The organism is Thalassotalea castellviae (assembly GCF_031846185.1).
Taxonomy (GTDB): domain Bacteria; phylum Pseudomonadota; class Gammaproteobacteria; order Enterobacterales; family Alteromonadaceae; genus Thalassotalea_H; species Thalassotalea_H castellviae.
This window is the reverse complement of the sequence record NZ_JAVRIF010000003.1, coordinates 253,847-279,589: the sequence shown is the minus strand read 5'-3', so window position 1 is coordinate 279,589 and position 25,743 is coordinate 253,847. Positions and strand designations below refer to the sequence as shown.

Below are 25,743 nucleotides of genomic sequence, written 5' to 3'. Positions count from 1 at the left end.
GATATTAAAAAATTAAGTACCGTTACATTTTATGTTCGTAACGGTACTTTTCGAGAATAATTAACTCACTTCTTTTAATAATGCTCTTGAAATAATCACCTTTTGGATTTCACTGGTGCCTTCATAAATCGAGGTAACTCGCACATCTCTGGCGAAACGTTCAAGTGGATATTCTTTAATATAACCTGCTCCCCCCATCATTTGCAGTGCATCATAACAAGCAATATTCGCTTTTTCTGCGGCAAATAATTTCGCCATTGAAGCTTCTTTACCAAATGGTAGCCCTTGCTCTTTAGTATAAGCCGCTTGCATCAATAACAACCTTGCCGCTTCAAGTTCGGTGTAACGGTCTGCAAGTTTCCACTGCAAGCCTTGAAAGCTCGATAACGACTGATTAAATTGTTTACGCTCAGTCAAATAATCACGGGCGTAATCCATCGCAGCCAAGCCAATACCTAACGCCAAAGAGCCGATACCAATACGACCACCTGCTAACTCACCTACAGCAACCGCAAAGCCTTTATTTTCGCCACCCATTAATGCACTTTTTGGAATACGACAATTAGTAAAGCTTACTTCATTGGTTGGCGATGCTTTCTGGCCCATTTTTTCTTCAGCTTTACTGACTGTGATCCCTGGGGTATTCGCTTCCACTAAGAAACAAGAGATGCCTTTCCCTTTAGGCGCACTGGTATCTGTCACCGCCCAAACGACATAAATGCCCGCAAAGCTTGCGCTGGTAATATAAAGTTTATTGCCATTTAAGACATATTCGTCGCCGTCTAATTCAGCCGTCGTTTTCATACCTGCAGGATCTGAACCCGCGCCACTTTCCGTTAAACAGAATGCGCCGGCTTGATATTCACCGCTGCATAATTTAGGTAAATATGTTTGTTTATGTTCTTCACTACCAATGGCTTGGATCACTTCTGCAACCATATTGGTTACTGAGGTAGTTACCGCAGTTGAAGCACAAGCGCGTGCAATTTCAGTGATCGCTAAACTAAAAGCAACAGTGCCTGCTTCTACGCCACCATATTCAGCTTTTATGTTTAAGCCCATAAAACCTAATTCAGTCAACTTCGCTAAATTTTCTAGAAATATGGTTTGGTTTTGTGTTTCATCAAGCTCAGCAGCAACAGGTGCCAATTCTGTTTCAGCAAATTTACGTGCCATGTCTTGAATCATGACCTGTTCTTCAGTTAACGAAAGATTCATTAGGATCACTCATTTTTGTAAAGTAGTTTTCAATCCCACTATACTAAACAAAGATTAAAAATTTCTCATCAACTATTTAACGTTTACGTAAAGTGTAATCGTGAATAATGATCAAAAGGTAGGTATTTCTATAGAACATATACGCTCTTTCACATCCATGTGATTACGTTATACCGTTCATCCTGAACATATACGCTCTTTCACATCCATGTGATTGCGTTATACCGTTCATCCTGAACATAAAAACTCGCTATAAAAGCGCGTGATATCTTAAGTCATTTGTCACTAACAATAAGTCACGGATTAACTCATTAGAAACCATACAAGACCAAAACCGAGTATTAAGCGATATATAACAAATGGCATCATGCCTAGTTTACCCACTAGAATTAAAAAGTAATGGATACATGCATAAGCACTTAAAAACGCTAGCACACTCCCTAAACCTAGTACTTGCCAATCAACTGCATCAGCAGAAGAAGCTAGTTTTAAAGTTAAATACCCCCCTGCCATCGCAATCGCTGGAATCGACAATAAAAAGGAAAATCGTGCAGCATTCTCTCTACTTAAACCAAGCATTAAACCTAAAGTCATGGTGATACCAGAACGTGAAGTACCCGGTATTAATGCTAGCATTTGTGCGAAACCAATAATCATCGCACCCTTTAGGCCTAAGTTTTCGATACTGACGTTTTGTTCTGCTTTTCTTTTACCTGCTGAGAAATCTGCAAAGCCAAGTAATAAGCCGAACAATATAGTGGTTGCCGCTATCACCGCTGCACTTCTTAAGTTTGCGTCGATAAAGTCATGACCAATAAAGCCAACCGCCCCTAAAGGAATGGTGGCAAATAAAATCCACCATGCTAATTTTCCATCGAATGATTGATTATTTTTTTCTGGGCCGATACCTACGGTGCCAAACCAAGCAACCGCCATACGACCGACTTCTTTTCGATAATAAAGTACCACAGCAAACAAGGTACCAACATGTAAGGCAACATCGAGAGCAAGACCTTGATCTTGCCAACCTAAAATCGCAGATGGCAAAATTAAGTGTGCGGAACTTGATATAGGTAAAAACTCAGTTAAGCCTTGAATTATGGCTAATAAAAAAATCTCAATAGTGCTCATTTTCTGGTGATTATCCTTGCCAGTTAAACGGAATGATTGCTAATTTTTGGGTGTTTTTGTCAAAGTTTTGCCATAACGAATGGTAACTTTGTTTTAAAACAGGATGTAATAGTTGTGGCGCTATTTCGGCGAGTGGCCATAAAACAAAGGCATTAAAACTAATTTCATCACGTGGAAGTTGAACTGGCTCGCTTTGTACAAGGTCGCCATATAGTAAAATATCAATATCTAACGTTCTTGGACTAAATTTTTTCGCGTTTGCTTCTCTGCCAAATTTATATTCAATTTCACGTAACGTTTTACTTAATTCTTCTATCGTTTGGTTTGTTTGTAACCCCACCACCATATTGTAAAAAGGTGAGCCATCAAATCCAACCGCCTCACTTTCAAATAATGATGATAACGTTAACTCATGATAAATGGCGGTTAATTCAGTTAACCCAGACTTTAAATTATTTTCACGATCAATATTACTGCCAAGCGATAAATATACTTGCACCATTACTTCGCTTGACCTCGTTCAATTTCTACTCCTACGGTATCAGCATTATGAACCGCACCTGGCTTGCCTATACTCAGCTTTAACCAAGGAATATGAAACGTTGTCATTAAATAATTCGCTAAACGTTCAGCAAGTGTTTCTAATAAATCAACAGGGTTGTCATTAGCAAACAAGGCTATTTTTTCCGATATGTCAGCGTAATCTAAGGTTTTATCAAGCTCGTCATTTTCAGCAGCTAATTGCGTATTCCAACCCATAGCAAGATCAATGACTAATGTTTGTTTTATTTCTTTTTCCCAAGCAAAAAAGCCAATAGTGGTTTGAATATTTAACCCTCGAATAAAAACTTTATCCATCTTAACGCTACTCTTTTATCGATAAATGGCTTGAATACTCTGGGATGAGGTCAACCACTTATAAAATTTTAATGGTATATTACAAATTAATTGGCGAGTTTACCTGCCTAAGAGTAGAAAAACTAGTGAACTAAGTTATACAATACTGAATTAATAAACATCCATACACTCTGATAAAAGGACTTTTACATGCTTTTGCTCACTTTTGCATTGACAATTGCAGCCTATTTATTAGGTTCAATATCCAGTGCTGTTTTAGTTTGCAAAGTATTAAACCTTCCTGATCCTCGAACCACAGGTTCAAAAAATCCCGGCGCAACGAATGTTTATCGCATCGGCGGAAAATGGGCGGCTATCAGTGTTTTAATTTTTGATATTTTAAAAGGTGCAATACCTGTGTGGGGTGCATACTTTGTTAATGTTGAGCCTATCTATTTAGGCGTCATTGCATTAGCCACCTGCTTAGGCCATATGTTTCCAGTCTTTTTTAACTTCAAAGGTGGCAAAGCTGTTGCCACTGCATTTGGAGTATTATTACCAATAGGACTAGACTTAGGTGGTTTATTAATTTTTACATGGCTGACCATTCTTAAATTTACTCGATTTTCAAGTTTAGCCGCAATTGTCGCCGTTTCGTTAGCCCCATTTTATACTTGGCTCTTAAAACCTATTTACACCTATCCGGTGATCATGCTTTCGGTGCTCATCATCATGCGGCATAAAGGAAATATAGTTCGCTTAATAAAAGGCACAGAGCCTAAAGTAAATAACAAACTGAAAATTTAAGCGACTACAAGAGAAAATTTATCTATTGTCGATAAACTTCCTATTGTAATATCAACTACTTAGATAGCAGAAAGGCTATCTAAAGGCCAGCGTGGCGTTGCTTTAAACGTTAAATCAGAATTAGTTCCAGCCTTTAAACGTTGCATGCCCGCAAAAGCAATCATGGCACCATTATCAGTACAAAATTCAGGACGAGGATAATAAACTTGCCCGCCAACTTTTTGCGTAATTTGTGCAAGCTTTGCTCTTAAGGCCGTATTCGCACTTACTCCGCCAGCAATAACCAAACGTGTTAATTCACATTGCTGTAAGGCACGGCGACACTTTATCGCCAAGGTATCAACCACTGCTTCTTGAAATGCATAAGCAATATCCGCATGAGTTTGTTCATCCATAGTGCCATGTATGTCTATTTCTTTACGAATAGCGGTTGCCGTTGCGGTTTTTAATCCACTAAAGCTAAAATCTAAACCTGGTCTATCGGTCATAGGCCTTGGAAATTTAAACCGACCTTTAACGCCAGTTTCTGCCATTTTTGATAAAGCTGGGCCTCCCGGATAATCTAACCCTAATAATTTAGCCGTTTTATCAAATGCTTCACCGGCAGCATCATCAACCGATTCACCTAACAATTCATACTGACCAATGCCATCAACCCGAACCAGCATGGTATGACCGCCAGACACTAACAAAGCAACAAACGGAAATTCAGGTACATCATCTTCTAACATGGGCGCTAATAAATGTCCTTCCATGTGATGTACAGGAACAGCAGGTAACCCCCAACCATACGCTAAACTTCGACCAATAGAGCAACCAACAAGTAACGCGCCAACTAAACCAGGACCAGAGGTATACGCGACACCATCAAGATCTTTCGGCGTTAAATTAGCTTCCGCTAAGACTTCTTTAATCAGCGGAATCGTTTTTCTAACATGATCACGCGAGGCAAGTTCAGGTACAACACCACCATAATCTGCATGAACAGCAATTTGACTATATAATCGATGCGCAACTATTCCTTCAGGTAAATCGCCTTTTCCATCATCATAAATAGCGATACCAGTTTCATCACAAGAGGTTTCAATTCCTAAAATACGCATTATTTATAAGCCCAGATTTTCTGCTATGAATGTAAAGTCGCCGATTTTACCTGTTAACAACTTTTTTCACCAGCGGCTTTACAGGATAAAAATCATTTATAACTTTACAAGTACCTTACCTTAGCATTAGAATACGGCACCAATTTTTAATAGAGTGGGTGAAGATGAGGCCAAATGGCTGAAATCGAACACCGATTTATATAGATACATAACTAAGGTAAAACAGTACATGCCAGTAATTAAAGTAAGAGAAAACGAACCATTTGACGTAGCATTACGTCGTTTTAAGCGTTCATGTGAAAAAGCAGGTATCCTTTCAGAAGTTCGTCGTCGCGAATGTTACGAAAAACCAACTTGGGAACGTAAACGTAAAAAAGCAGCTGCTGTTAAACGTGCTGCCAAAAAAGTTTCTCGTGAGAACGCTCGTCGCGTTCGCATGTACTAAGAAAAATCTTAGTTATTATTTGAGTTAACTGAACCAGTTATTATGAGCTTACTCATACAACTCAAAGATGAAATGAAAAATGCCATGCGAGCTAAAGACAAATTACGTCTTGGCGTTATCCGCATGGCATTGTCTGCTATCAAGCAAGCTGAAATTGATCACAACACGGAAGCAACTGATGAGAACATCATTGCGGTATTAACCAAAATGGTTAAACAACGCAAAGAATCTATCAAAATGTTTACCGATGGTGGTCGAGAAGATATGGCGGCGAATGAACAAGCAGAAGTGGTCGCACTAGAAACGTTTCTACCGCAACCACTAACTCAAGACGAAATCCAACAATTGATCACCAATGCAATTACTGAAACTGGTGCAGCTTCTATGGCTGACATGGGAAAAGTAATGGCGCTATTAAAACCTGCCATGCAAGGTAAAGCAGACATGGGTTCGGTAAGTGGTCAAGTGAGAGCGGCCTTAAATAGTTAAAAGTCAATCGGAACATAATTAGTTGTTTGTCGTGATCAATGACAGCACGTTATAGCGTTCTTGATGAACATAAAACCGTATCTTTTAGATGCGGTTTTTTTATATTTACGCTAAAGTAGCAAGGTTATTTTTGATAGTAGTCAAATTTATTTGAACCACTAATCTCTTTTCAAATAGGTTTTTAAAAGACATGGCAGGTATGATCCCCAGACAATTTATCGACGATTTATTAGCACGCGCTGATATCGTAGAACTAATTGATTCGAGAGTACCCTTAAAAAAAGCAGGTAAAAACTACCAAGCTTGCTGTCCATTTCATACCGAAAAATCTCCCTCGTTTACTGTTAGCCAAGACAAACAATTTTATCATTGTTTTGGCTGTGGTGAACACGGCAATGCCATTTCATTTTTAATGGAATTTGATCGACTAGAGTTCCCTGACGCGATAGAAGAACTCGCCTCTCATTATAATATGGAAGTGCCAAGAGAACAGAATAATCAATCACCTGCACAACAATTAAAACAACAGCAAGCTTATCAACAAAAGCAAAATGATTACGAATTGATGGACAGTATTGCTCGGTTCTATCAACAACAACTTAAAGTTGCAACTGATAAAGAAACCGCCATTGAATATTTAAAAGGTCGTGGATTAAGCGGAGAAATCGTCAAACACTTTGGCATGGGCTACATCAGTGATGCTTGGGATGGCATGATGAGCGCTTTTGCAAAAAACCGCGACATAACGCAACAGTTAATTGATTTAGGCATGGCGATTCAAGGGGATAAAAACAAACCTTATGATCGTTTTCGTGGCCGTATTATGTTTCCTATTCGTGATAAACGAGGCCGAACATTAGGCTTTGGTGGTCGAGTATTAGGCGACGGCACGCCTAAATATTTAAATTCGCCTGAAACACGTATTTATCATAAAGGCCAAGAACTTTACGGACTTTTTGAAGCTAAAAAAGCCAATAAACAACTTACTCGTCTAGTGGTTGTTGAAGGTTATATGGATGTTGTCGCTTTAGCACAACATGGCGTAAACTATGCCGTTGCCTCACTTGGTACAGCAACAACACCAGAGCAATTGCAAACTTTATTTCGCACCGTCAAAGAAGTTATTTGTTGTTACGATGGCGATAGAGCCGGTCGAGATGCAGCTTGGCGCGCCATGGACAACGCCTTACCGCTGATCCGCGATGGCTATTCGTTAAAGTTTGTCTTTTTGCCTGATGGTGAAGACCCTGACTCATTGATACGCGAACAAGGCCAACAAGCCTTTGAAAATATTTTAGATAATGCCATGCCGTTATCCGAATTTTTACTCAATAACTTATCTGAGCAAACCGATTTAAATACGAATGAAGGCACATCAAAACTTGTTGAGCTATTTCAGCCTTATCTAAATAAATTACCTGAGAGTTTTCTTAAGCAAAGTATTATTTCATCGATTGCCAATAAGTTTGCCCGTGGCAGTGAAAAACGCTTAGAAGAATTGCGTCGCCATCATAGTAAAGAACAACACAAACCAAAAAACAAACAACCTAAAATCACGCCAATTCGTCTGGCTATTGCATTATTGCTTGAGCATCCCCATATAGTAAAAGCAATTCCTGACAGCTCTATTTTACAGCAATTAGACATGCCAGGAATGCCGTTATTAAACCGGTTAGTTCAGTTGTGTAATGAAAATAAAAAGATTAATAGTGCGCAATTAATTGAGTATTTTCGCGGCACACCTGAAGGAGCGCAATTAACAAAATTAATGTGCCTTGAACATTATGTTGAAGCAGAAAACGCTGAGAGTACTTTTTTAGATATTTTAGAAAGTTTTTTGAATAAATTTATTGAACAGCGCACAGAACAATTAATTGCGAAAGAGCAAAAAAACGGGCTGAGCAAAGAAGAAAAACAAGAGCTATATAGCCTGCTAACAGCTTAAACAGGTTGAAGTTAAAACATATTTTAACTATATAACATATAAATAATACGATAATAGTTTATCGCTGGTAATTTAGTCACTGATTGGCTATAATTTCCGGCTTACTGTTTTCAATTTGATAGCCATAAATTAGGTGGACACTCGTCAATGGATCAAGCCCCACAATCTAGATTAAAAGAGTTAATTACCAAAGGTAAAGAGCAAGGGTATTTAACATTTGCTCAAGTTAACGATCATCTCCCGCAAGACATTATCGATTCAGACCAAGTTGAAGACATCGTACGTATGATCAACGACATGGGTATTCAAGTATTTGAAAATGCTCCTGATAGCGATACGCTAATGATGAGTGAAGCAAATACTGATGAAGATGCGGCAGAAGCTGCAGCTCAGGCACTTGCTACCGTTGAAAGTGAAATTGGTAGAACAACGGATCCTGTACGTATGTATATGCGTGAAATGGGAACCGTTGAACTTCTTACACGTAAAGGCGAAATTGTTATCGCTAAACGTATCGAAGAAGGTATCAAAGAAGTGCAACGTTCAGTTGCTGAATACCCACCTGCAATTAATTATTTATTAGAGCAATGGGATAATTTTGAAGCAGAAGAAGGCCGTTTAAGCGACATTATTGTTGGTTTTTTAGACCCTGATGCAGAAGAAGAAGAGATCCCAGCAGCAGCAACTCACATTGGTTCTGAATTATCTGAAGAAGAACTTAAAGATGAAGATGATAACAATGATGACGACGAAGACGAGGAAGAAGAAGATACAGGTCCTTGTCCTGAATTAGCGCGCGAAAAATTCACTCTTTTACGTGAAGCTTATGAAAGTGCAAACAAAGTTATTGCGGCAAAAGGTCGTGGACATAAAGACGCACAAACAGCCATTGATGCACTCGCGGAAGTATTTAAAGAGTTCCGTTTAGTACCTAAGGTTTTCGATAAATTAGTGAAGAATATGCGTAGCGTAATGGATCGCTTACGTGTGCAAGAACGTTTGATCATGAAGCACTGTGTGGTTGGTGCAGGCATGCCAAAAGCCACTTTTATCAAAATATTCCCAGGTAATGAAACTTCTAAAAATTGGTTTGAAGAACAACAAGCCGCTGGTTTACCTCATTCTGCAAAAATGGCAGATATTGAACTAGATGTTGAACGTTGTATTTATAAGTTAAATCAATTAGAAGAAGAAACTTTCTTAAATGTACATGGCATAAAAGATATTAACCGTCGTATGTCAATTGGTGAAGCTAAAGCTCGCCGTGCGAAAAAAGAAATGGTTGAAGCGAACTTACGTCTTGTAATTTCTATCGCGAAAAAATACACCAACCGTGGTTTACAATTCTTAGATTTAATCCAAGAAGGTAACATTGGTTTGATGAAAGCGGTTGATAAATTTGAATACCGTCGTGGTTACAAATTCTCAACGTATGCTACATGGTGGATCCGACAAGCGATTACTCGTTCTATTGCTGACCAAGCCAGAACCATACGTATTCCTGTACATATGATTGAAACGATTAACAAATTAAATCGTATTTCACGTCAAATGTTGCAAGAAATGGGACGTGAGCCAACACCAGAAGAATTAGCTGAACGTATGATCATGCCTGAAGATAAAATTCGTAAGGTATTAAAAATAGCTAAAGAGCCAATTTCAATGGAAACGCCTATCGGTGATGATGAAGATTCACATTTAGGTGACTTTATAGAAGATGGCAGCGGTGAATTACCAGTTGACTCGGCAACATCTGAGAACTTAAAAGATGCGACTCATGAAGTATTAGCAGGCTTAACTGCTCGTGAAGCGAAAGTGTTAAGAATGCGTTTTGGTATTGACATGAATACTGACCACACGCTTGAAGAAGTAGGTAAACAATTTGATGTAACACGTGAACGTATTCGTCAAATTGAAGCGAAAGCCTTACGTAAACTGCGTCACCCTTCTCGTTCTGAACAACTGAAAAGCTTCTTAGACGGTGAATAAATAAAATCCGTTATGTGATATATTTTAAAAACTCCAGCTTATTAGCTGGAGTTTTTTTTCATTAAAATAAACCGATTCTAAATTAAAGCGATACTTAGTACTTTGTAGATATCATTGGCTTCTTACTACCGGTTTTGCAAATTCAGCGTTTTCTAAAAAAGATTGATCAGTTAGTGTTTTCAAGAAGTTGATCAAATCAGTTTTGTCTTGTGCACTCATCTCAAAACCCTTAATAAAAGGAGATTTCAATGAGTTTTCCCGACCATCTCCTTGATAGCTACCTTCAGAAACTTTACGCCCGCCTCTGGCATAAAAGTCTAACACTTGCGACAAGGTACTAATGCTACCGTCATGCATATAAGGCGCAGTTACTTCAACATTGCGTAGCGTTGGCGCTCTAAATCGACCATTATCACGAGCGAGCGTAGAAATTTCGGCAAGTCCGACATCTATTTCAGGGTAACCGATAACGTTATTTCCAATCTTTACATTATATAAACCTGTATTGTGAAAAGGTCGACGGTCAATTAATTGCTTTTCATGGCTAGTTGATTGGGTAAAATTAAAACCTCCATGACAATGGTGACATTCTAGCTTTTCCGAAAAAAACAAATTCATACCACGTAACGCTGATGTTGAAATCGCACTATCATCGCCCTGATAAGCATATTGATCAAATGGCGCATTCAACGAGATTAGACTTCGCACAAAACTCGCTAATGCTTTAACCATTAAATCAAAACTTATCGTTTGCCCTGGAAACGCAGCGCTAAACAGTGGCTTATATTCTGCGGTGTTAAAACGAGCTAACACCTCGGAATCATGATGAGTAATCCCCAGTTCTATTGGAGATTCTCCAAACATAGGGATCAGAATTTGTTGCTCTAACGAGGTTAAACCATCATGCGCCCAAGTTAAGGTTTTATTATAAGCAATATTGACAAGTGCGGGGGCGTTTCGTCGATGAGTTTCACCACTTGTTCCCACCGAAGTTACTTTAGGCTCAGCAAAGGCGAACGCTTGTTGGTGGCAACTTTCACATGATTGCTGCCGATTAAATGATAAATTTTTATCATAAAAAAGTCGTTTACCTAATGCGACTTTCTCAGTAGACATTTCATTATTGCTTGGCACTTGCGGCTTTGGAAAACCTTGTGGAATTGACCATTGATATTGAGCTGTTGATTTTTTATTTTCGCCACAACTCACAAGAGTCAACATGACTATCATCAAGGTAGCCGTCGTCAATGATCCTTTTAATAATAAACCGCATCGATTAATCATTAACTGGAACTCGAAATACCGCTTGTTCGCCACTTTCATTTAACCGTGAAAATAAAGTCTGACACGCTAAGTTATCATGTTCAGATTGGCAACTTGTCTCCATTGTAAGCTCTAATCCATCAATTAATTTACTGAGCTCAAAACCAATTGTATTTGAATCATCCAAGGGCAGTTCAAATTGAAAAAAATTGGGATAAAGACACGCCTCGCGAGGCGCTCGCATCACACTTTGCGAGCGACAACCTGTTGAGCCTAAATGAAATAGCCAATTGTCAGCCCCACTACTTAGTTCAAGTCGAAGAAATTTATGACCCGTTTGCCACACCCAAAACATAGCAGAATCATTAAGTGGGCTCGGTTGTTCCAGAGGGTTAACATGGTTTTGCTCAAAAGGTACGCCTAATGAAAAACGCAGCGCTTGAAAATCAGTAATATCAAACACATTATTGAAGATTAATTGCCACTGTTCAAACTCTGTCTTTTGGCAAGTACTGCCAATTAACGCGATTTTTTCAGTTTGTTTAGCTGTTTTCGCTAGCGACATGTTTTGCCATGTGCCTTGTTTATTTTGCAACTGAATTTGGCTAATAAAAAATTGCAATTGATTAACGGACCACTCATTATTTTGATGATTAATCGTGTTATTACATGCAATAGCTTGCCCATTATATGAAGGCTCAAACACTAATTTTGTCTGGCTGTTTTGTTCACTACAGCCACATATAACCAACATGACAAACAGATAGACTGTATATTTTCTTATCATCAAAATTCCTAGACACTTCGTTGATGCACATTTTATTTTACAATAAATTAACATTTAAAACAGAGCAAACATTCAAAATATGAGACGTTAATGCTAAGTTATAATTATCGTTAAACCATTTAAGTTAACCACAACCTTACTTAAGTTACATAAGTTTTCACCTGCCCTGTTGATTATTTCATTTTCAGAGCAATGAAAAAGGAATTTACATGAATAAGTTTTTTACGCTTTTATCCCTAACTGGGCTGTTATCTATCAGTATCAGTGCTTACAGTCACTCTGAGCATGATAAGTCTCGATTTGTATCTCCTAATGGCACAGACAATAGCCGATGCGACAACGTGTTAAGACCTTGTAAATCTATTTCATACGCAGTCAGCCAAGCCAATAAAGGCGATAAAATTTTGCTTTCCGCTGGAGAATTCCAAATCACCTCAAGTGATGAATTGTTTTATTTGAAAAGCGCCTTAGTGCCAATTTATGGTGGCTATAATCGCTTTGATCATTTTCAATCGCAAAGTCCACAATCAAATGTAACTACGTTGAAAAATGTCCCTTATGATATGACAGAAACATTGCGAAAAAAGGGATTTCATATCATCGCTGATGGTAAATCTTTTGCAAACGACAAACAGTTAAAAACAAAACTAGCAAGTTATCAACAATTGAGTGAAAGTCAAAAAGATGCCAGCTGTGTTGACGGTAAAGCCGATATTTTTGATTGTGAAAATATTGATTTACTTGCGCATCTTCCATTAACACAAATGTCGAGTAAACCTAGTTCAGGCAGTGATATTTGGGGACATGTCGACTTAAATACCGGCAATGAATTTGCCTTAATGACCATAAACAACGGTGTGATCATTGTGGATGTGTCTAATCCAAGTGAGCCTGTTGAAGTTGGCACCATTTCAGGGGTTAATTCATCTTGGCGCGATGTAAAAGTGTATCAACACTTCGATGAAAGCATTAACTTATGGCAGGCCTATGCTTATGTTACAACAGAAGGTTATAATGGCGGCGTTTCCATTATTGATTTAAATAACTTACCGCATTCCGTTAGCTTAATTGAAAAAAACAACGTTGTCAGTACTTCCCATAATATCTATATCAGTAATGTAGATTACTCTTTAAATATCCCCTTACCGGATCAAACCGCCAGTTTACAACTTGTTGGTGCCAACACTAAAAGTGGCGCATTTCAAAATTACTCGTTAGCCACACCAACAACACTCAATTTAAGCAGTGCTAAAAACTATGGAAATGGCTATACCCACGATGGCACGTCTTTAGTGGTTGATGACCAACGTGCAGTAAATGACTGTGCGCTACTTTCAGGTAGTTGTACGGTTTTTGTTGATTTTAACGAAAAAGAAATGAAACTATGGAATATCACTGACCCAGAAAACGCGACACAATTAGGTAGCGCAGAGTACAACGATGTTGCGAAAAGTAATCAATATGTCCACTCTGGTTGGGGCACGGAAGATAAGCAATTTGTTTTATTACACGACGAATTTGACGAAAATCGCGGCGGATTAAATACCACGGTAAGAATATTTTCTATCGAAAACTTAACTTCACCAATACAAGTAGGACAATGGACAGGCCCAACAAGAGCAATAGACCACAATGGTTTTGTTCGTGGCAATAGATATTACATGTCTAATTATGAGCGCGGTTTAACTATATTAGATATCACAGATCCTACCTCGCCAACACAAGTAGGTTTTTTTGATACTTACACACCAAGCAATAGTGCAAACTTTAACGGAGCATGGGGGGTTTATCCATTTTTACCATCGGGTAATATCCTCGTCAGTGATATAAACAGTGGCCTATACGTACTCAAAGACAATGCTAAAACCTCAGCTAAAGGGAAATTTGCTTTTACTAAGAATACATTCACAACGGAACAAGGCGTCAATTTATCCATTGATGTACAACGAAATGGCACTGAAACCAATGAAGCTGTGGCAGTAAGTTATCAAATCATTCAAGGCAGTGCTCAAGCCGGCTCTGATTTTGTGGTAGCAAACGATACACTCACATGGGCAGCTAATGATAATGCCGATAAAACAATTAACATTGAAATTAAAGACGATTTAACGGCTAGTGAATTTCAAGAAAGTTTCTTTATTCGTTTATACAATCCTATTAATGGTGCGGTATTAGGTGAAAACAGTTATGCGACAGTAAATATCATTGGAATCGTCGATTCAGGTTCGGGGACATTTACTGAAAACGCAGTAACTTTAAGTGAAAATACTGGTGAATATGTCGTTGAAGTCAATCGCATCGGTAGCACCACAGGTGAGCTTACTTTTAATTATCAACTAACCGCATCTAGTGCCACATTAGGCAGTGATGTTGAAGATAAATCAGGTGAAATTTCATGGGCTGATGGCGACAGTACCAGCAAAGAGATCACGCTCACAATTATTAACGACGAAATAGAAGAAGAAAATGAAACATTTGTACTTAGTTTAAGTGCTGTCGATAATGCACGTGTTGGCACACATGGTGAAATTTTATTTACTATCACAGATGATGATAAAAACGAAGCGCCAACAGTTACCCTAGGCGAGAGTTTTCAAGTAAACACCGAACAAACGGTAGAACTTAGCGCAGAAGCCTCAGATAGTAACGACGATGAAATGACCTATTTATGGGAGCAAACCTCTGGTACAAGTATCACATTAACAAACGCGGATAGCTTAACAGCAAGTTTTATCGCTCCTACTACTGCAGACTCATTAGTGTTTAATTTCACCGCTACAGACTACCGAGGTGCTGCGACGACGGCCTCAATCACCATTTCAGTGGTAGCGCCTACAGAAGTGATCACAGTGACACCGCAAAAAAGCAGTGGTGGAGGCAGCACAACATGGCTAACACTACTTAGTTTAATGTTTATATTTCCTTTCAGAAGTTTTCGAAATAGCCAATTTAAATGATCAAGTAAAACACAATAAATGCGAGTATTTAAAGCAACTAGCGTAACTTCAGCGCTAGTTGCTTAACAAATGAGCTAACAGCATTAAAATTATCATTTTTTATTTAAGTGATAGTGACAACAAAATAAAAAATGCTTATACTGCACGCCGTTTTACAAATCCGCTTTGTATTACAATTCAAATCTAAATGGCCCCTTAGCTCAGTTGGTTAGAGCATCCGACTCATAATCGGCAGGTCCCCTGTTCAAGTCAGGGAGGGGCCACCATATCAAATCATTAGATATCAATTAGTTACTTAAAGATTTTTCACGTATTATAACGAGAAAGTTATTTTTCGGACGCCTATTGGACGCTTTTATCCATTAGCAGCTAGAGAAATGACACAATTAATATTAAATTATTTAAATGTTTTTTTTAATGCTTGCTCCCATTCAAGGTCTTTTTTTGGAATAAACCAATCTTTTACTTCTGATAAATTATTAAAATTACACAGAACGTCACCGTTAGGTTGTAACAATTGTATTACCCCCATTTCATTAACCTTAAAAAATCTATTTTCATCTCCAGCATACCCATCTACATCTATTCTTAGCTGACAAAGAACTGTGCTTATAATTTTAGGCTCACCGTGAATGGTAGAAATCATCTCAATTAGTTGTACAAATATTTCATCTCTATTTATTACCTTTGAGCTAGGCAATATTTCATTAACTGGTTGGTAGGTAGCTTTTGATTTGTTGTTTTCTGCTTTTAAGTTTTTACTTTTTCTTTCATGGGGTATCCAAACATACTTGAAGCCATCAGAAATCCTACGCTTATGCCCTGAAATCCACCCAGTTCCTTTCCTATAATGTCCTCTAACGCTAGTATAACGAGGGTAATATTTTTTCTTTATTCGACCAAAAGGCAGCGAACAAAGCCATCCGATAATTCCTACAACAAGTAAAAAACAAAGAAAAACATTCAAGAGATAATCCCTATATTATTCAATAACTTAAATACACAGCAATCAGCGTTAAAGCCTAATGGGGATTTTTCAATAACCCACTTTTTGCAAGCTCTCGCCATAATTCAATATAAGATTGTTGTGCTTTAAGGTTATCACTACAAATTTTCATCGAGGCACTTAACTTATTAATGAATTGCTCTTGCCCATCTTTTCCTAACCTTTCCATATCAGCTTGTATTCCCGTTAAGCTTGCCTCTGGAATAGAATCACCCAATTGTTTTGAAAAAGACCATAAAGCAGAAAACCTTTCGGGTGAAATGTCTTTGTCCAACCCATCAGATACATGGGTCATTATCACAGCAAGTTCAGCACCTCTAGCAAAATCAAGAAGTTGTCTTGCTTGGGCATTTTGCTCAGGAAAAAAAGTAGCTGTTATTTTGAAAACCGCAGAACATATTCCCCACGCTTGAGCCTGGTGATTAACATCCTTAATTTCCAGAAATTTTTTATTTGTAGCATGATAAGATTCGCCATCATTAGCATTACACAGTGAAGTTAAAGGCATTAATATTATTAATAAAACTAGCTTGATTTTCATTTTGTATTCCCTTATTTGTTGTTCATGTTGAATTCTAGCTTAGTAGTCCTAAAATGCCCTTTTATAAGAGGAAGAAATGCCCTTTTTAAGGCGTGTAGTCTAATTATGGTGACAATATTTCTGGAGTCCCCATAACCCACTATAGCCATTTCTTTGAAGCATTCTATAAATACTTCTTTCAGTCCAAGCATTACCTACACTACTTGTAAATTCACTTTCATTCAATCGACGGCATACAGCTCTATAGCTAGGCCTTTTATATGGGTAGGTTAGCATGAGAGAAATTTTAGTAATGATCGCCTGATTGTGTTTTGTTTGCGAATCCCTGTTCATTTTAGTGTAATTCCTCAAAATAGTAGGCTATAACTAAGTTTAATTATTATTTTAACATTGGACGTTTACCCATGAAAAAATTTATTTACCTTATATCAACTCTTACTCTTTTGATTAGTACTCTAGCTTTAGCTGGACAAAAAGAATTCTGTGCTGGTTTTGCCGAAGGTTATAAATTAGTAAAGGGCGATATGGTTATTGTTCCTATCTGCCCAATAGCGCCAATTACTCCTATTGGTTCAACTGACTATAGAGAAGGCTTAAAAGCAGGAATGGCAGCAGCTAGGCGTTAGTCTTTATATCCAATAAACAAGCCTTTTAAGTTATCAATATCACCGTCTGGGTATTGAATTTTGCTCGATGAAAAACTTTTAACTTTATCGCCAGCATAGCCTTTGGTTCTAACCTTGGCTAAATAACTTAAATGGTCCATAGCATCACGCTGCTTTACATATGAATTGCGAGATACAGGGTGATACCTACGAATATGAAAAGTACCATCCATGTTTTCCCATACCATTTGAGCAATAGCATTTATTGGGAATCCTGAACGAACTTTTTTACCGTCGACAATAACAGCCCAATGATAGTGCTGCCCCTTACCTTTTTCATATTCTCTACACCAGAAGTAACCAATATCACATTCTGGTATTTTGTATTTGCTGCTAATTCTTCCAAATAACCTGCGTTTAAATACAGCCATATTTTTATTGTCGGCAGTGTACTCAAGCATGTGTAAATCAAACTGAATAATGCACACTTTTGAAAACTTAGTTAGCATCACGTCCATTTGTTGAAAGAGTCTAGCTAGATGTCTTTTGTTAAGGCCTCCATCACCACCTTTAACTCTCCACTTAGTACCGTTGAACTCATACGTATTTGATCTGCTAGTGTGCTGCTTTGCCCATTGCCTTGGTTTGATACTCATAGATATTCCAAGCTAATAGGGGTGTTATTATTAACACCACCATAAAACGATTAATTGAAAAGCCTGCTATGCCCGTTACCAACAGGCTTACGGTAATACACCATTAATATATTACGAGGTAATAATGTGCTTTACTTCTACTATTCAATTAATATACGAACCCTTTATAATCATATAGTTAGTTGTAGAAGTTAAAAGGTAACTTACACGTTATTACCCTTACAGTTAGCAGATATAAAAAAGGAGCGAGTTACCGCTCCTTCTAAATAACGATATAGCTAATTACTATCGTTTGCTGCTTGCTGCCCATATATTTCTTGCAGTTTTGCCTCTATCGTTTCACGTTTACAGTAGCTACAAAGCCTTATTAAAGCCTTGTTATCATTGGCTCGACTCTTGGCAATGTTAGCACTGGTTTGTTGTTTTTTAAGATCTTCTCTAGCCTCTGCTGAGGCATAAATCCTAATCAAACTATCGTCTATCCAGTAACTAGTAATGATTCGAATCTTACCTGTTCTTGGGTGCGGCCTTTTTATTTCTGTGCGGTTTACTTTGATGTAGTGTTCAATCTTAGGTATGACACTATGAAGGTGTTTAATACCTAGCTCTGAATATGCTTGATCAGGATTTATCGACAACCCGTTTAGCATATGATTTAAAACTATGGTTTGTTCAGTAAGAGCATTTTGTGTATTATCAGTCTTGCTAGTGGCTGGTGCTCTTTCGGGAGTGCTGGCTATTTTTTTATTGTTCATACTATGCCCCTTTTCCAATAGTTGAACGCTCAATAAACGCTTCAATATCTGCTAATTTATATCGAATGCTTTTCCCTAATTTTACCCAAGGCAAACGTTTATCACCTCGCCATCTAAATTGAGCTAGTGTTGATTCTTTGAGCCCTAGAATGTCAGCAGTTTCGCCTGCGGATAATAGTTTGTTCTGATATATATTTGTTTTCATATGTAACCTCTTTTTAACTATGTCAAATCGACAATAATAATGATAAAAAAAGAGGTGTTTTTTGAATAAGGCAAACTTAGCGATAATTTTTAGAGTTTGCCATAAGTTGATTTATTACCCATATGATCAAACAAACCAGAACGCTGGCATTGGCTTAAGATGGTAGTGGTATTTGAGCCAGCTTCATCTAATATAATTGCTAGATATTTAATAAAGACACTATGGGGTGATAATGTAATATTAATGCCTAACTCATAAGGCCAAGAGTTTAATAACCCTTCAATAACCCAAGTAGATTTTGTTTTGTAATTTTCTTTGTAATGGCAGGACAGAAATTCAGCTTCATTTTCTATTTCTTTAACAGCATCTTTTGATGATATTGAATCCCAGCATGTTGCGGCTTTATCTCCAACTTTAATGGTTTCATGCTCATATGACTTACCAAGTTGAGAGCCTAACTTAGAATCAATACTCTCAAGTGTAAAAGCATCAACTCTGGTTAATAGACGTCTCAAATTTTTGGCCGCTTTAGAAACGTCTTTTAGCAATGCTATTTTGTCTTTCATAATTGATTTATTTGAACCTTTATCAGGTAAGAAAGGCTCTTCCATCATGTATTCAATGTTTAGGAATAAGTCCTTTGTAAATTGTTCGGTTAGCTCAATATTGAATAAATGAGCAAGTTCATTCTTTTGATGATCAGTTAATAAATATTTCACTTAGAGTTTTCCTTAACTTGGGACAACTGAAATATTATTGCGCGTTTTTGTTCTTCGCTAACACCTTGTAATAAGTCTTGAAGTGTTGCGTCTACACCTTGCTTTTTATCTATTAAGCTAGCGTGTTCAAGTATTGATTGCTCAACACGTTTTGCAGGCTCCTGGAGTTCATCAGCCGATAAAACCACATAACCAGCCGTAACGTCATTAGTTCGCTTGATACGATGATTTAACAGCCTTTTAAGCGTGTAACCACCAACTCCGATAGATTCGGCAAGTGTGGCGTAAGTACGTCTTAAATCATGCCAGTGAGCTATTAATTGATTATCCTCTTGCTTAGTGGCGTTATTGATTTTCTCCAATACATACTTAGGTTCTTTAATCGCTTGTCCGTTAGTTTTACCAACAAAAACATAACGTGCTGCTTCATCACGCTCAGACCAACAACGCATTAATATTTTTCTTAGGGTATCAGTAATGGGTAACTCTAACGGATCACCGTTTTTAGTTTCATCAATCCAAAAGTAACCATCTTTTAAGTTTACCCTTTGCCATTCAATGTTTAATACTTCTTGTTTTCTCAAACCTGTGAATAATGCAAACTCCACCGCATCACAAACTGAACGGGTAAAGCGATCATATTCAGGATTGTTTCTAACTTCATTTACTGCGGTTAAATACTGTTTTAATTCGGTAGGTCTTATACGAGTTTGCTTTCTTGGAACGTGATTCCATTGGCGCTTATGGGATAGAATTTTTACGGGGTTTTCGTTAAAGATAAACACATCATCAGTGCCGCGATATTCATATTTAGCAAAGTTAAAAATTGCACGTAATACCCTAGCCATCAAATCAGCTTGTGCTTTACTGCGCTTGCTTACTTGTTGGTGAATATAAGTAACTTCATCTTCATTTAGTTTTATAAGCGGTTTATTTTGCCACTCTTTAAGGTAACAAGTTATGGCCTGTTTATAGCCTAGTACCGTTTTTTCTTTTAATGACTTGCTGGCGAGATAAGCATTAAATACAAAATCTAAAGTGACTGCTTGGTTCTCATGTTCTTTACGTTGTTCATTAGGGTTTATTCCATTCTCAATATCAGACAGTACCTTGTATGCTTTGTCTTTTGCCTGCTTTAAGTTCATGGCTGGGTACTCGCCAATTTTCACGCGGATATCTTTACCTTTACGCTTGCGCCTAACTTGGAAAGTTTTTTTACTCTTAGTTATCCGTAGGCCAAAACCAGACAATGAAGAATCTTTATATTCTCCAAGCTCTGTTAAAGCTTTTATGCGGTCATCTCTGAAAGGTAGTGAATTACTATTACCCATATGCGATCCCCTGTTCAAGTCACATACAGGCGTTATTCTTAGCAAAATCTGGACGCCTTATGGACGCCTATTTTTTCGTGGACGCCTTATGGACGCCTTAAAAATAGATTTAACCTAAAAACAACAACAGCCCATAGATATTGATTTAATTGAGTTGTAGCGATATAGAGATAATAATAGATTTAAAAAGAAAGAGCAAAAAAAGAACTCATAATCGGCAGGTCCCCTGTTCAAGTCAGGGAGGGGCCACCACTACTAACAAGCCTTACAGCGTAATTACCTACTAACAACCAAGCTAATTAAATTAACTTTGTAGCAAATATGTAGCTTCATAAGCAAAAGATTACCTCATATCTTTTTAAGTGAACTTTAAGGTTTCTGAATGGCTAATGGCTATAGAGGGAATGAGAGTGACTTGGTCAATGCAGTTCTAATAAACTGTACTAATCATTAATAATATAACGACAACAAAGTGCGCTTAGTTGACATTAGCTATCGTCTCATCACCGAAAAGATTATAAAAAAATATCTACAGGTTTCTAATGACATTGATGGGCTAATTGAAATCAATCAGAGGTTAGATGAACTATGTCTAAACGAAGGGGAAATTTGTTGATCACTACAATTCGACATAAAAACTAATCGAAATACAATTCTAGAGCATTAGAGCTAATGTCCGCTATGTGGCATTTGTTGTCGTAACATTAATTTTGATTTAAAAATAGGTAACACCATTATAATTGATAATCTCTATCTCATGAGACTACATATTGTCTACATGGTTACTAGTAAACCCCATAAACATATTGATATTAATCGTTTTTTTAAGCTTTAAATAATAAGCTGTTATCAGTAATTAAAACGAATAACAGCTTATTATTTCATTTAACGCCATAAAGCCATTGAATATCAACCTTATACGTGTGTTACGGATTTATGTGTAGACTTTATGTAGTCATTTGGGTGGGCGTTTCTGCTTCGTTCAAATTTTCGAAGAATAATACTCATAAACAATAATAAGAATATAAAACCACTAGAAGAACCTCCGCCTCCTGAACTACTAGGGCTTTGAGTTTCTGGCACTACGGACTTACTTGAATCCAACGGGAACGCATCAGAGCTGTCCGTTACACCATCGCCATCATCATCTGTATCAGCATTATTACCAATACCATCTCCATCCGTATCTTCACTTTCATTTGCATCTAATGGGAAGATATCACTACTATCTAAAACACCATCATTATCATCGTCTGTATCTGCATTATTACCAATTCCATCAACGTCGGTATCAACAAACTCACTAGCATCTAACGGAAAAGCATCACTACTATCTAAAACACCATCATTATCATCATCTGTATCTGCTTTATTACCTATACCGTCATTGTCAGTGTCATATTGTTCTGAAGAATCAAATGGAAAGGCGTCTTCGTGGTCTTCTACCCCGTCGTTATCATCGTCGCTGTCGATATCATCTGGTATACCGTCTGAATCAAAGTCACTAACCTCGCCAACATCTGTTCCGATGTAAAAAAGTCCATTTAAAGTTTGTTCGTAACTTGTTGTCACAAGTTTAATGTCAGCAGTGAATGAACCTTCTGAAATGGGTAATTTGAATGAATTAGAGTCATTTTTTTGCAGTTCTATCCACTCACCTGAATCTCGACGAATATAAGCCTGCAAGTCTTGTGGTAGAACGCTGTCGCTAACTAAGGTTAATACTGAATTGTCTTTATTAACAATTTGGTCAGTAACTAATTCATCACCACTATTTACTTTCAGGAAAAAACTGGGGAACTCAAAAAATGAGCCCTCTTCTATGTCAATCTTCACGCTTGATGTAAACTTCCTTGAGTCGAGGAAGGTATCAAAAGAGATGGTTAAGCTTCTTTCTGCACAGCCATTTTGGCTTGAAACCAATTCAATTGAAAACTCATAATCACCTCTGCGAGGAACCGAAAGCTCTTCTAGTTCACCATCACAATACCAAATGTAGCTTTGGTTGAGTGCGTTTGAATATAAGTTTCCAGACAAGTCTTGAATAAAGGCTACGCTACCTTTAAACTTTCCGGTCGAGGTTAACTCTATTTTGTTGTCAGAGATTTTAGATATTTGAGGGTTAAAGAAGGAGCCTCTAGCTCTTACTTCAAGGGCATTTTCCTTAATAGTTAGCAAGGATTTTTCAACATTGTAATTATCATTGGTAATGACTTTATGAAGTCCATCGTTTGTGAACCACATACGTCCAGTTGAAGATACTTGCATGTAGTCAGATTCCACATCGCCCACCAATCCCAATTCGATATAAAACTTTTCTGATAAGTTCGTTTCTGTGGTGTGGAATACAATTCTTTCTCTATTTTGTGGAAGTTGTATTCCTGTAATTCCATAAGCGCTGATTGCTGGGGTAACGTTTTGAATGCTCATGGCTGTTTCATCCAATAATATCTCGTAATGGACATCTGTATCTATGTTGAGGTTAATGAGAGAATCCGGATTTAATTCTTCGACTTTGTTGGAAATAGAGTAAAAATGGGACTTATTATCGTTAAATAATTCATCGTTCTTGAAATTAACAATAGATTGATAATTTACCGACACATCTGGTGAAATACGGCCAAACTGATAGTAAACTAAGTCGCTGTTATAAATCATGTCGGAGTGTGGATAATGAAACTCGCCATCAAATTGTAAGATTGAATACTTGGATTTAAGCGAGCTAAGGTCCACATCAATTTCAGAGCTGTTTATCTCTCCAACGCCAAGAATTTGTGTCAGGTACTGAGTGTCTAGCTCGATAGTATCTTGACCATTTATAAAGTCAGTGGTAAATACCTCGTAGCCGACTAGAACAGCGTCTGTATTCATCCAATCAGGCTTCGTAGTCAAGCCTACAAAAGAATTTCCGTATTGGGCTTTAATAAGCGCTTTTTCAAACGCAACCGGAATAGTTTTGGTAGTATTAGGTTCAACCTCTTCATTAAAATTAAAATTTCCATTAAAAGGAAAGGCAGATATGTTGATTTCTTCGTTCGAAGAGTTCACGATGTTAAGACTGTATGAACGATCTAAAATGACGGGTAGTTGGTAGATTTGATTGGTCGACTCAATTGAAACACCATCAAAATAGATATACGAACCATTATTTGGGAATGGGAAATTTATCACATCATTAATTACTGCATTGAGCTTTACTTCTAACGAACTGTTGGCATCAAGAGTTACATTTGTTTGAGACAATTCAAAGCTGATTTCAGATGGGTAGCCACTTGGTATTGTTAGCTGAACCGACAATTCTTCATTATGAATATTGGTGATGGTAAAAGTTTTGTCGATAGACCATGAATTAGTGTCGGAATTTACCAATTTCCCTAAATGAATTAAGTCAGTTTCTACAATAAATTGTGCATTTAAGCTCTTCTCTACGTCAATTCTTCCAATACCTTGTCTAACAGGCGATTCACCTAAATCAACCGCTCCAGCCATTAAAAAACGCTTTAAAAGATCGGGGCTAGTATCTGGGCGAGATTGTAAAATAAGGGCCGCAGCACCAGCAACATGAGGCGCAGCCATACTAGTACCATTTTTTTCTTCAAGGTTATTACCAAGTACCGACGACAGAATACTACTACCCGGTGCAGAAATTTCAGGCTTAAGATGTGTTGTTGTTTCCGCATGCCCGGTACTTGAAAAATACGCTATACGGTCTTGTTTGGTAGTTGCTCCTACCGTAATAACAGAGGGTTCATTTGCTAGTGAGTTGCGGTTAATACTAAAGTCAGGCCTTATACCATCATTTCCAGCAGCAACTACAACGGTTACCCCCATTTCAACTACTTCTCTGACCGCTTCATCCATAAGCGAGGAGCCATTATCAATGCCGCCAAGGCTCATATTTATTATGTCGACTGCATCGTCTGTTGCCGGGTTATTATCTGGGTCAGCTGCAGCCTCGATGGCCGCAATGATATCCGTCTCCCAGCCTAAACCGTTTGAATCTAAAGACTTGTAGGCATATAGCAGTACATCTGGCGCAACGCCTTTAATTTCATCACTGTTTGCTGCAGCGATACCAGCCACATGAGTGCCATGACCATGATCGTCCATAGGGTCACTATCATTGTTGACGAAATCATAACCACCGAGTACTTTACACTCTTCTCCCATACAAGTACCAAGTGCACTATGACTGTAGTCAATACCGGTATCAATGATAGCTATTTTAATTCCAGTACCAGTAACTGACTGCCCATCCGAATCCAGCCTTAACCAAGTTTCATCGGCATTAATTAAAGGTACACTGTCATCTAACGAAACTTGATACTTGTGCTCTTTACGGATTGATTTAACGCTTTTATACATGCTTATTTCTTTCGCATTTTCAGAGGTTGCTTCAACAACCAATACGTTTGAGAGGCGATTAAGGCTTCGAATTTCTTTTTCTATCAATTTAGCTTTAACAAGCTGAGTTTTAAGTTGAAGCTGTTGTGCTTTCCTTTGACTTACTCTTGTTGTTGAGTATGGAAGAGGTGAACTTCTTTCTTTTGTTTCGTAAGAGTTTTTAGCTGACTCAAATTCGATGACGTATCTTTCAGTATTTCCGGTGTTTTTAGAAATCGAACTCACTTCATTTTTATTTTCATCAACAACTAGGATCCTCGTTTTTGCATCAAAGATCTGGTGACCTTTTTGAATATTTAAAATGATTTGCGGCGTTGATTGAGCTGCAAAGAGCGTAGTGACGGGAAAAGCCAACAACAAAAAGATAAACCGAATTCTGAACTTTGAAATTATCGTGTTTGTAACTTTTAAAATATTATTCTTTAAATAATCAGTGATGAAGTATGGGTGAAACTTAGACATAATTTGAAAATCCATTTATATTTATTATTGATTCAACAAGAGCGTAATCCATTAGTTGTTCTGATCATATCTTAATGTTAAATATGTG

At 37.7% G+C, this 25,743-nt stretch carries 23 protein-coding genes and 1 tRNA gene; 8 read left to right on the top strand and 16 right to left on the bottom strand.

What is annotated here, in order from left to right; all coding sequences use genetic code 11:
• Positions 1–60: 60 nt before the first annotated feature.
• The 4 genes from RM573_RS07510 to folB form a co-directional block, all read right to left on the bottom strand.
• Positions 61–1,218 (bottom strand): acyl-CoA dehydrogenase family protein, encoded by a 1,158-nt coding sequence (locus tag RM573_RS07510; RefSeq protein ID WP_311579596.1) that lies wholly within the window; start codon positions 1,216–1,218, stop codon positions 61–63.
• Positions 1,219–1,521: 303 nt separating this feature from the next.
• Positions 1,522–2,349 (bottom strand): undecaprenyl-diphosphate phosphatase, encoded by an 828-nt coding sequence (locus RM573_RS07505; RefSeq protein ID WP_311579593.1) that lies wholly within the window; start codon positions 2,347–2,349, stop codon positions 1,522–1,524.
• Positions 2,350–2,359: 10 nt separating this feature from the next.
• Positions 2,360–2,851 (bottom strand): 2-amino-4-hydroxy-6-hydroxymethyldihydropteridine diphosphokinase, encoded by a 492-nt coding sequence (gene folK, locus RM573_RS07500; protein ID WP_311579590.1) that lies wholly within the window; start codon positions 2,849–2,851, stop codon positions 2,360–2,362.
• Complete coding sequence (gene folB / locus RM573_RS07495; RefSeq protein WP_311579586.1) at positions 2,851–3,207, bottom strand: dihydroneopterin aldolase; 357 nt, start codon at positions 3,205–3,207, stop codon at positions 2,851–2,853. The genes folK and folB overlap by 1 nt, the downstream gene beginning before the upstream one ends.
• A 189-nt stretch (positions 3,208–3,396) precedes the next feature.
• On the opposite strand from folB, the gene plsY reads away from it, so the two are divergent.
• Positions 3,397–3,993 (top strand): glycerol-3-phosphate 1-O-acyltransferase PlsY, encoded by a 597-nt coding sequence (gene plsY, locus RM573_RS07490; RefSeq protein WP_432280226.1) that lies wholly within the window; start codon positions 3,397–3,399, stop codon positions 3,991–3,993.
• Positions 3,994–4,052: 59 nt separating this feature from the next.
• On the opposite strand, the gene tsaD is transcribed toward plsY, so the two are convergent.
• Entirely contained in the window at positions 4,053–5,096 is a 1,044-nt protein-coding gene (gene tsaD, locus RM573_RS07485) for a tRNA (adenosine(37)-N6)-threonylcarbamoyltransferase complex transferase subunit TsaD (RefSeq protein ID WP_311579584.1), read from the bottom strand.
• A 229-nt stretch (positions 5,097–5,325) separates the two neighbouring features.
• Between tsaD and rpsU the strand changes: the two genes are divergently transcribed.
• The 4 genes from rpsU to rpoD all read left to right on the top strand — a co-directional run bounded on the left by rpsU (position 5,326) and on the right by rpoD (position 9,964).
• A complete protein-coding gene (gene rpsU, locus RM573_RS07480; RefSeq protein WP_076420232.1) occupies positions 5,326–5,541 on the top strand; it encodes a 30S ribosomal protein S21 in 216 nt (71 codons plus the stop codon).
• Between the two features lie 42 nt (positions 5,542–5,583).
• On the top strand, positions 5,584–6,030 hold the full coding sequence (locus RM573_RS07475) for a GatB/YqeY domain-containing protein (protein ID WP_311579576.1): 447 nt from the start codon (positions 5,584–5,586) through the stop codon (positions 6,028–6,030).
• Between the two features lie 190 nt (positions 6,031–6,220).
• Complete coding sequence (dnaG, locus tag RM573_RS07470; protein WP_311579573.1) at positions 6,221–7,975, top strand: DNA primase; 1,755 nt, start codon at positions 6,221–6,223, stop codon at positions 7,973–7,975.
• 147 nt (positions 7,976–8,122) lie between these two features.
• Positions 8,123–9,964: an RNA polymerase sigma factor RpoD gene (gene rpoD, locus RM573_RS07465; protein ID WP_311579571.1), complete on the top strand. Its 1,842-nt coding sequence runs from the start codon at positions 8,123–8,125 to the stop codon at positions 9,962–9,964.
• Positions 9,965–10,075: 111 nt separating this feature from the next.
• On the opposite strand, the gene RM573_RS07460 is transcribed toward rpoD, so the two are convergent.
• Entirely contained in the window at positions 10,076–11,248 is a 1,173-nt protein-coding gene (locus RM573_RS07460) for a methanobactin export MATE transporter MbnM (RefSeq protein WP_311579569.1), read from the bottom strand.
• Positions 11,241–12,014 carry an MbnP family copper-binding protein gene (locus RM573_RS07455; protein ID WP_311579567.1) on the bottom strand — a complete coding sequence of 258 codons (774 nt, stop codon included), beginning with the start codon at positions 12,012–12,014 and terminating at the stop codon, positions 11,241–11,243. Before RM573_RS07455 ends, RM573_RS07460 begins: the two co-directional genes overlap by 8 nt.
• Positions 12,015–12,223: 209 nt before the next feature.
• Between RM573_RS07455 and RM573_RS07450 the strand changes: the two genes are divergently transcribed.
• On the top strand, positions 12,224–14,971 hold the full coding sequence (locus RM573_RS07450) for a choice-of-anchor B family protein (protein ID WP_311579564.1): 2,748 nt from the start codon (positions 12,224–12,226) through the stop codon (positions 14,969–14,971).
• Between the two features lie 189 nt (positions 14,972–15,160).
• Positions 15,161–15,237 (top strand) — tRNA-Ile (locus RM573_RS07445).
• A gap of 131 nt (positions 15,238–15,368) precedes the next feature.
• Here RM573_RS07445 and RM573_RS07440 read toward each other — a convergent pair.
• The 3 genes from RM573_RS07440 to RM573_RS17510 form a co-directional block, all read right to left on the bottom strand.
• Positions 15,369–15,938, bottom strand: a complete 570-nt coding sequence (locus RM573_RS07440; protein ID WP_311579561.1) for a hypothetical protein — start codon at positions 15,936–15,938, stop codon at positions 15,369–15,371.
• 55 nt (positions 15,939–15,993) lie between these two features.
• A complete protein-coding gene (locus tag RM573_RS07435; protein ID WP_311579558.1) occupies positions 15,994–16,518 on the bottom strand; it encodes a hypothetical protein in 525 nt (174 codons plus the stop codon).
• 99 nt (positions 16,519–16,617) lie between these two features.
• A complete protein-coding gene (locus RM573_RS17510) occupies positions 16,618–16,851 on the bottom strand; it encodes a recombinase family protein (RefSeq protein WP_432280225.1) in 234 nt (77 codons plus the stop codon).
• 71 nt (positions 16,852–16,922) lie between these two features.
• Here RM573_RS17510 and RM573_RS07430 point away from each other — a divergent pair, with 71 nt between their 5' ends.
• Positions 16,923–17,144, top strand: coding sequence for a hypothetical protein (locus RM573_RS07430; RefSeq protein WP_311579555.1), 222 nt, complete (start codon positions 16,923–16,925; stop codon positions 17,142–17,144).
• Here the strand turns inward: RM573_RS07430 and RM573_RS07425 are convergent.
• The 6 genes from RM573_RS07425 to RM573_RS07400 form a co-directional block, all read right to left on the bottom strand.
• Positions 17,141–17,779: a YagK/YfjJ domain-containing protein gene (locus RM573_RS07425; RefSeq protein ID WP_311579552.1), complete on the bottom strand. Its 639-nt coding sequence runs from the start codon at positions 17,777–17,779 to the stop codon at positions 17,141–17,143. The genes RM573_RS07430 and RM573_RS07425 overlap by 4 nt on opposite strands.
• 278 nt (positions 17,780–18,057) lie before the next feature.
• Positions 18,058–18,534, bottom strand: coding sequence for a hypothetical protein (locus tag RM573_RS07420; protein ID WP_311579549.1), 477 nt, complete (start codon positions 18,532–18,534; stop codon positions 18,058–18,060).
• A 1-nt stretch (position 18,535) separates the two neighbouring features.
• A complete protein-coding gene (locus RM573_RS07415; protein WP_311579546.1) occupies positions 18,536–18,739 on the bottom strand; it encodes a helix-turn-helix domain-containing protein in 204 nt (67 codons plus the stop codon).
• Positions 18,740–18,828: 89 nt separating this feature from the next.
• Positions 18,829–19,458, bottom strand: coding sequence for a hypothetical protein (locus tag RM573_RS07410; RefSeq protein WP_311579543.1), 630 nt, complete (start codon positions 19,456–19,458; stop codon positions 18,829–18,831).
• Positions 19,455–20,789 (bottom strand): site-specific integrase, encoded by a 1,335-nt coding sequence (locus RM573_RS07405; protein WP_311579540.1) that lies wholly within the window; start codon positions 20,787–20,789, stop codon positions 19,455–19,457. Before RM573_RS07405 ends, RM573_RS07410 begins: the two co-directional genes overlap by 4 nt.
• Before the next feature lie 915 nt (positions 20,790–21,704).
• On the bottom strand, positions 21,705–25,655 hold the full coding sequence (locus tag RM573_RS07400) for a S8 family serine peptidase (RefSeq protein WP_311579538.1): 3,951 nt from the start codon (positions 25,653–25,655) through the stop codon (positions 21,705–21,707).
• Positions 25,656–25,743 lie beyond the last annotated feature (88 nt).

What these genes read in the sequence shown, in the direction of transcription:
- RM573_RS07510 (WP_311579596.1), bottom strand. Translation starts at nt 1,218, where the DNA reads ATGAATCTTTCGTTAACTGAAGAACAGGTCATGATTCAAGACATGGCA.
- RM573_RS07505 (WP_311579593.1), bottom strand. Translation starts at nt 2,349, where the DNA reads ATGAGCACTATTGAGATTTTTTTATTAGCCATAATTCAAGGCTTAACT.
- folK (WP_311579590.1), bottom strand. Translation starts at nt 2,851, where the DNA reads ATGGTGCAAGTATATTTATCGCTTGGCAGTAATATTGATCGTGAAAAT.
- folB (WP_311579586.1), bottom strand. Translation starts at nt 3,207, where the DNA reads ATGGATAAAGTTTTTATTCGAGGGTTAAATATTCAAACCACTATTGGC.
- plsY (WP_432280226.1), top strand. Translation starts at nt 3,397, where the DNA reads ATGCTTTTGCTCACTTTTGCATTGACAATTGCAGCCTATTTATTAGGT.
- tsaD (WP_311579584.1), bottom strand. Translation starts at nt 5,096, where the DNA reads ATGCGTATTTTAGGAATTGAAACCTCTTGTGATGAAACTGGTATCGCT.
- rpsU (WP_076420232.1), top strand. Translation starts at nt 5,326, where the DNA reads ATGCCAGTAATTAAAGTAAGAGAAAACGAACCATTTGACGTAGCATTA.
- RM573_RS07475 (WP_311579576.1), top strand. Translation starts at nt 5,584, where the DNA reads ATGAGCTTACTCATACAACTCAAAGATGAAATGAAAAATGCCATGCGA.
- dnaG (WP_311579573.1), top strand. Translation starts at nt 6,221, where the DNA reads ATGGCAGGTATGATCCCCAGACAATTTATCGACGATTTATTAGCACGC.
- rpoD (WP_311579571.1), top strand. Translation starts at nt 8,123, where the DNA reads ATGGATCAAGCCCCACAATCTAGATTAAAAGAGTTAATTACCAAAGGT.
- RM573_RS07460 (WP_311579569.1), bottom strand. Translation starts at nt 11,248, where the DNA reads ATGATTAATCGATGCGGTTTATTATTAAAAGGATCATTGACGACGGCT.
- RM573_RS07455 (WP_311579567.1), bottom strand. Translation starts at nt 12,014, where the DNA reads ATGATAAGAAAATATACAGTCTATCTGTTTGTCATGTTGGTTATATGT.
- RM573_RS07450 (WP_311579564.1), top strand. Translation starts at nt 12,224, where the DNA reads ATGAATAAGTTTTTTACGCTTTTATCCCTAACTGGGCTGTTATCTATC.
- RM573_RS07435 (WP_311579558.1), bottom strand. Translation starts at nt 16,518, where the DNA reads ATGAAAATCAAGCTAGTTTTATTAATAATATTAATGCCTTTAACTTCA.
- RM573_RS17510 (WP_432280225.1), bottom strand. Translation starts at nt 16,851, where the DNA reads ATGAACAGGGATTCGCAAACAAAACACAATCAGGCGATCATTACTAAA.
- RM573_RS07430 (WP_311579555.1), top strand. Translation starts at nt 16,923, where the DNA reads ATGAAAAAATTTATTTACCTTATATCAACTCTTACTCTTTTGATTAGT.
- RM573_RS07425 (WP_311579552.1), bottom strand. Translation starts at nt 17,779, where the DNA reads ATGAGTATCAAACCAAGGCAATGGGCAAAGCAGCACACTAGCAGATCA.
- RM573_RS07420 (WP_311579549.1), bottom strand. Translation starts at nt 18,534, where the DNA reads ATGAACAATAAAAAAATAGCCAGCACTCCCGAAAGAGCACCAGCCACT.
- RM573_RS07415 (WP_311579546.1), bottom strand. Translation starts at nt 18,739, where the DNA reads ATGAAAACAAATATATATCAGAACAAACTATTATCCGCAGGCGAAACT.
- RM573_RS07405 (WP_311579540.1), bottom strand. Translation starts at nt 20,789, where the DNA reads ATGGGTAATAGTAATTCACTACCTTTCAGAGATGACCGCATAAAAGCT.
- RM573_RS07400 (WP_311579538.1), bottom strand. Translation starts at nt 25,655, where the DNA reads ATGTCTAAGTTTCACCCATACTTCATCACTGATTATTTAAAGAATAAT.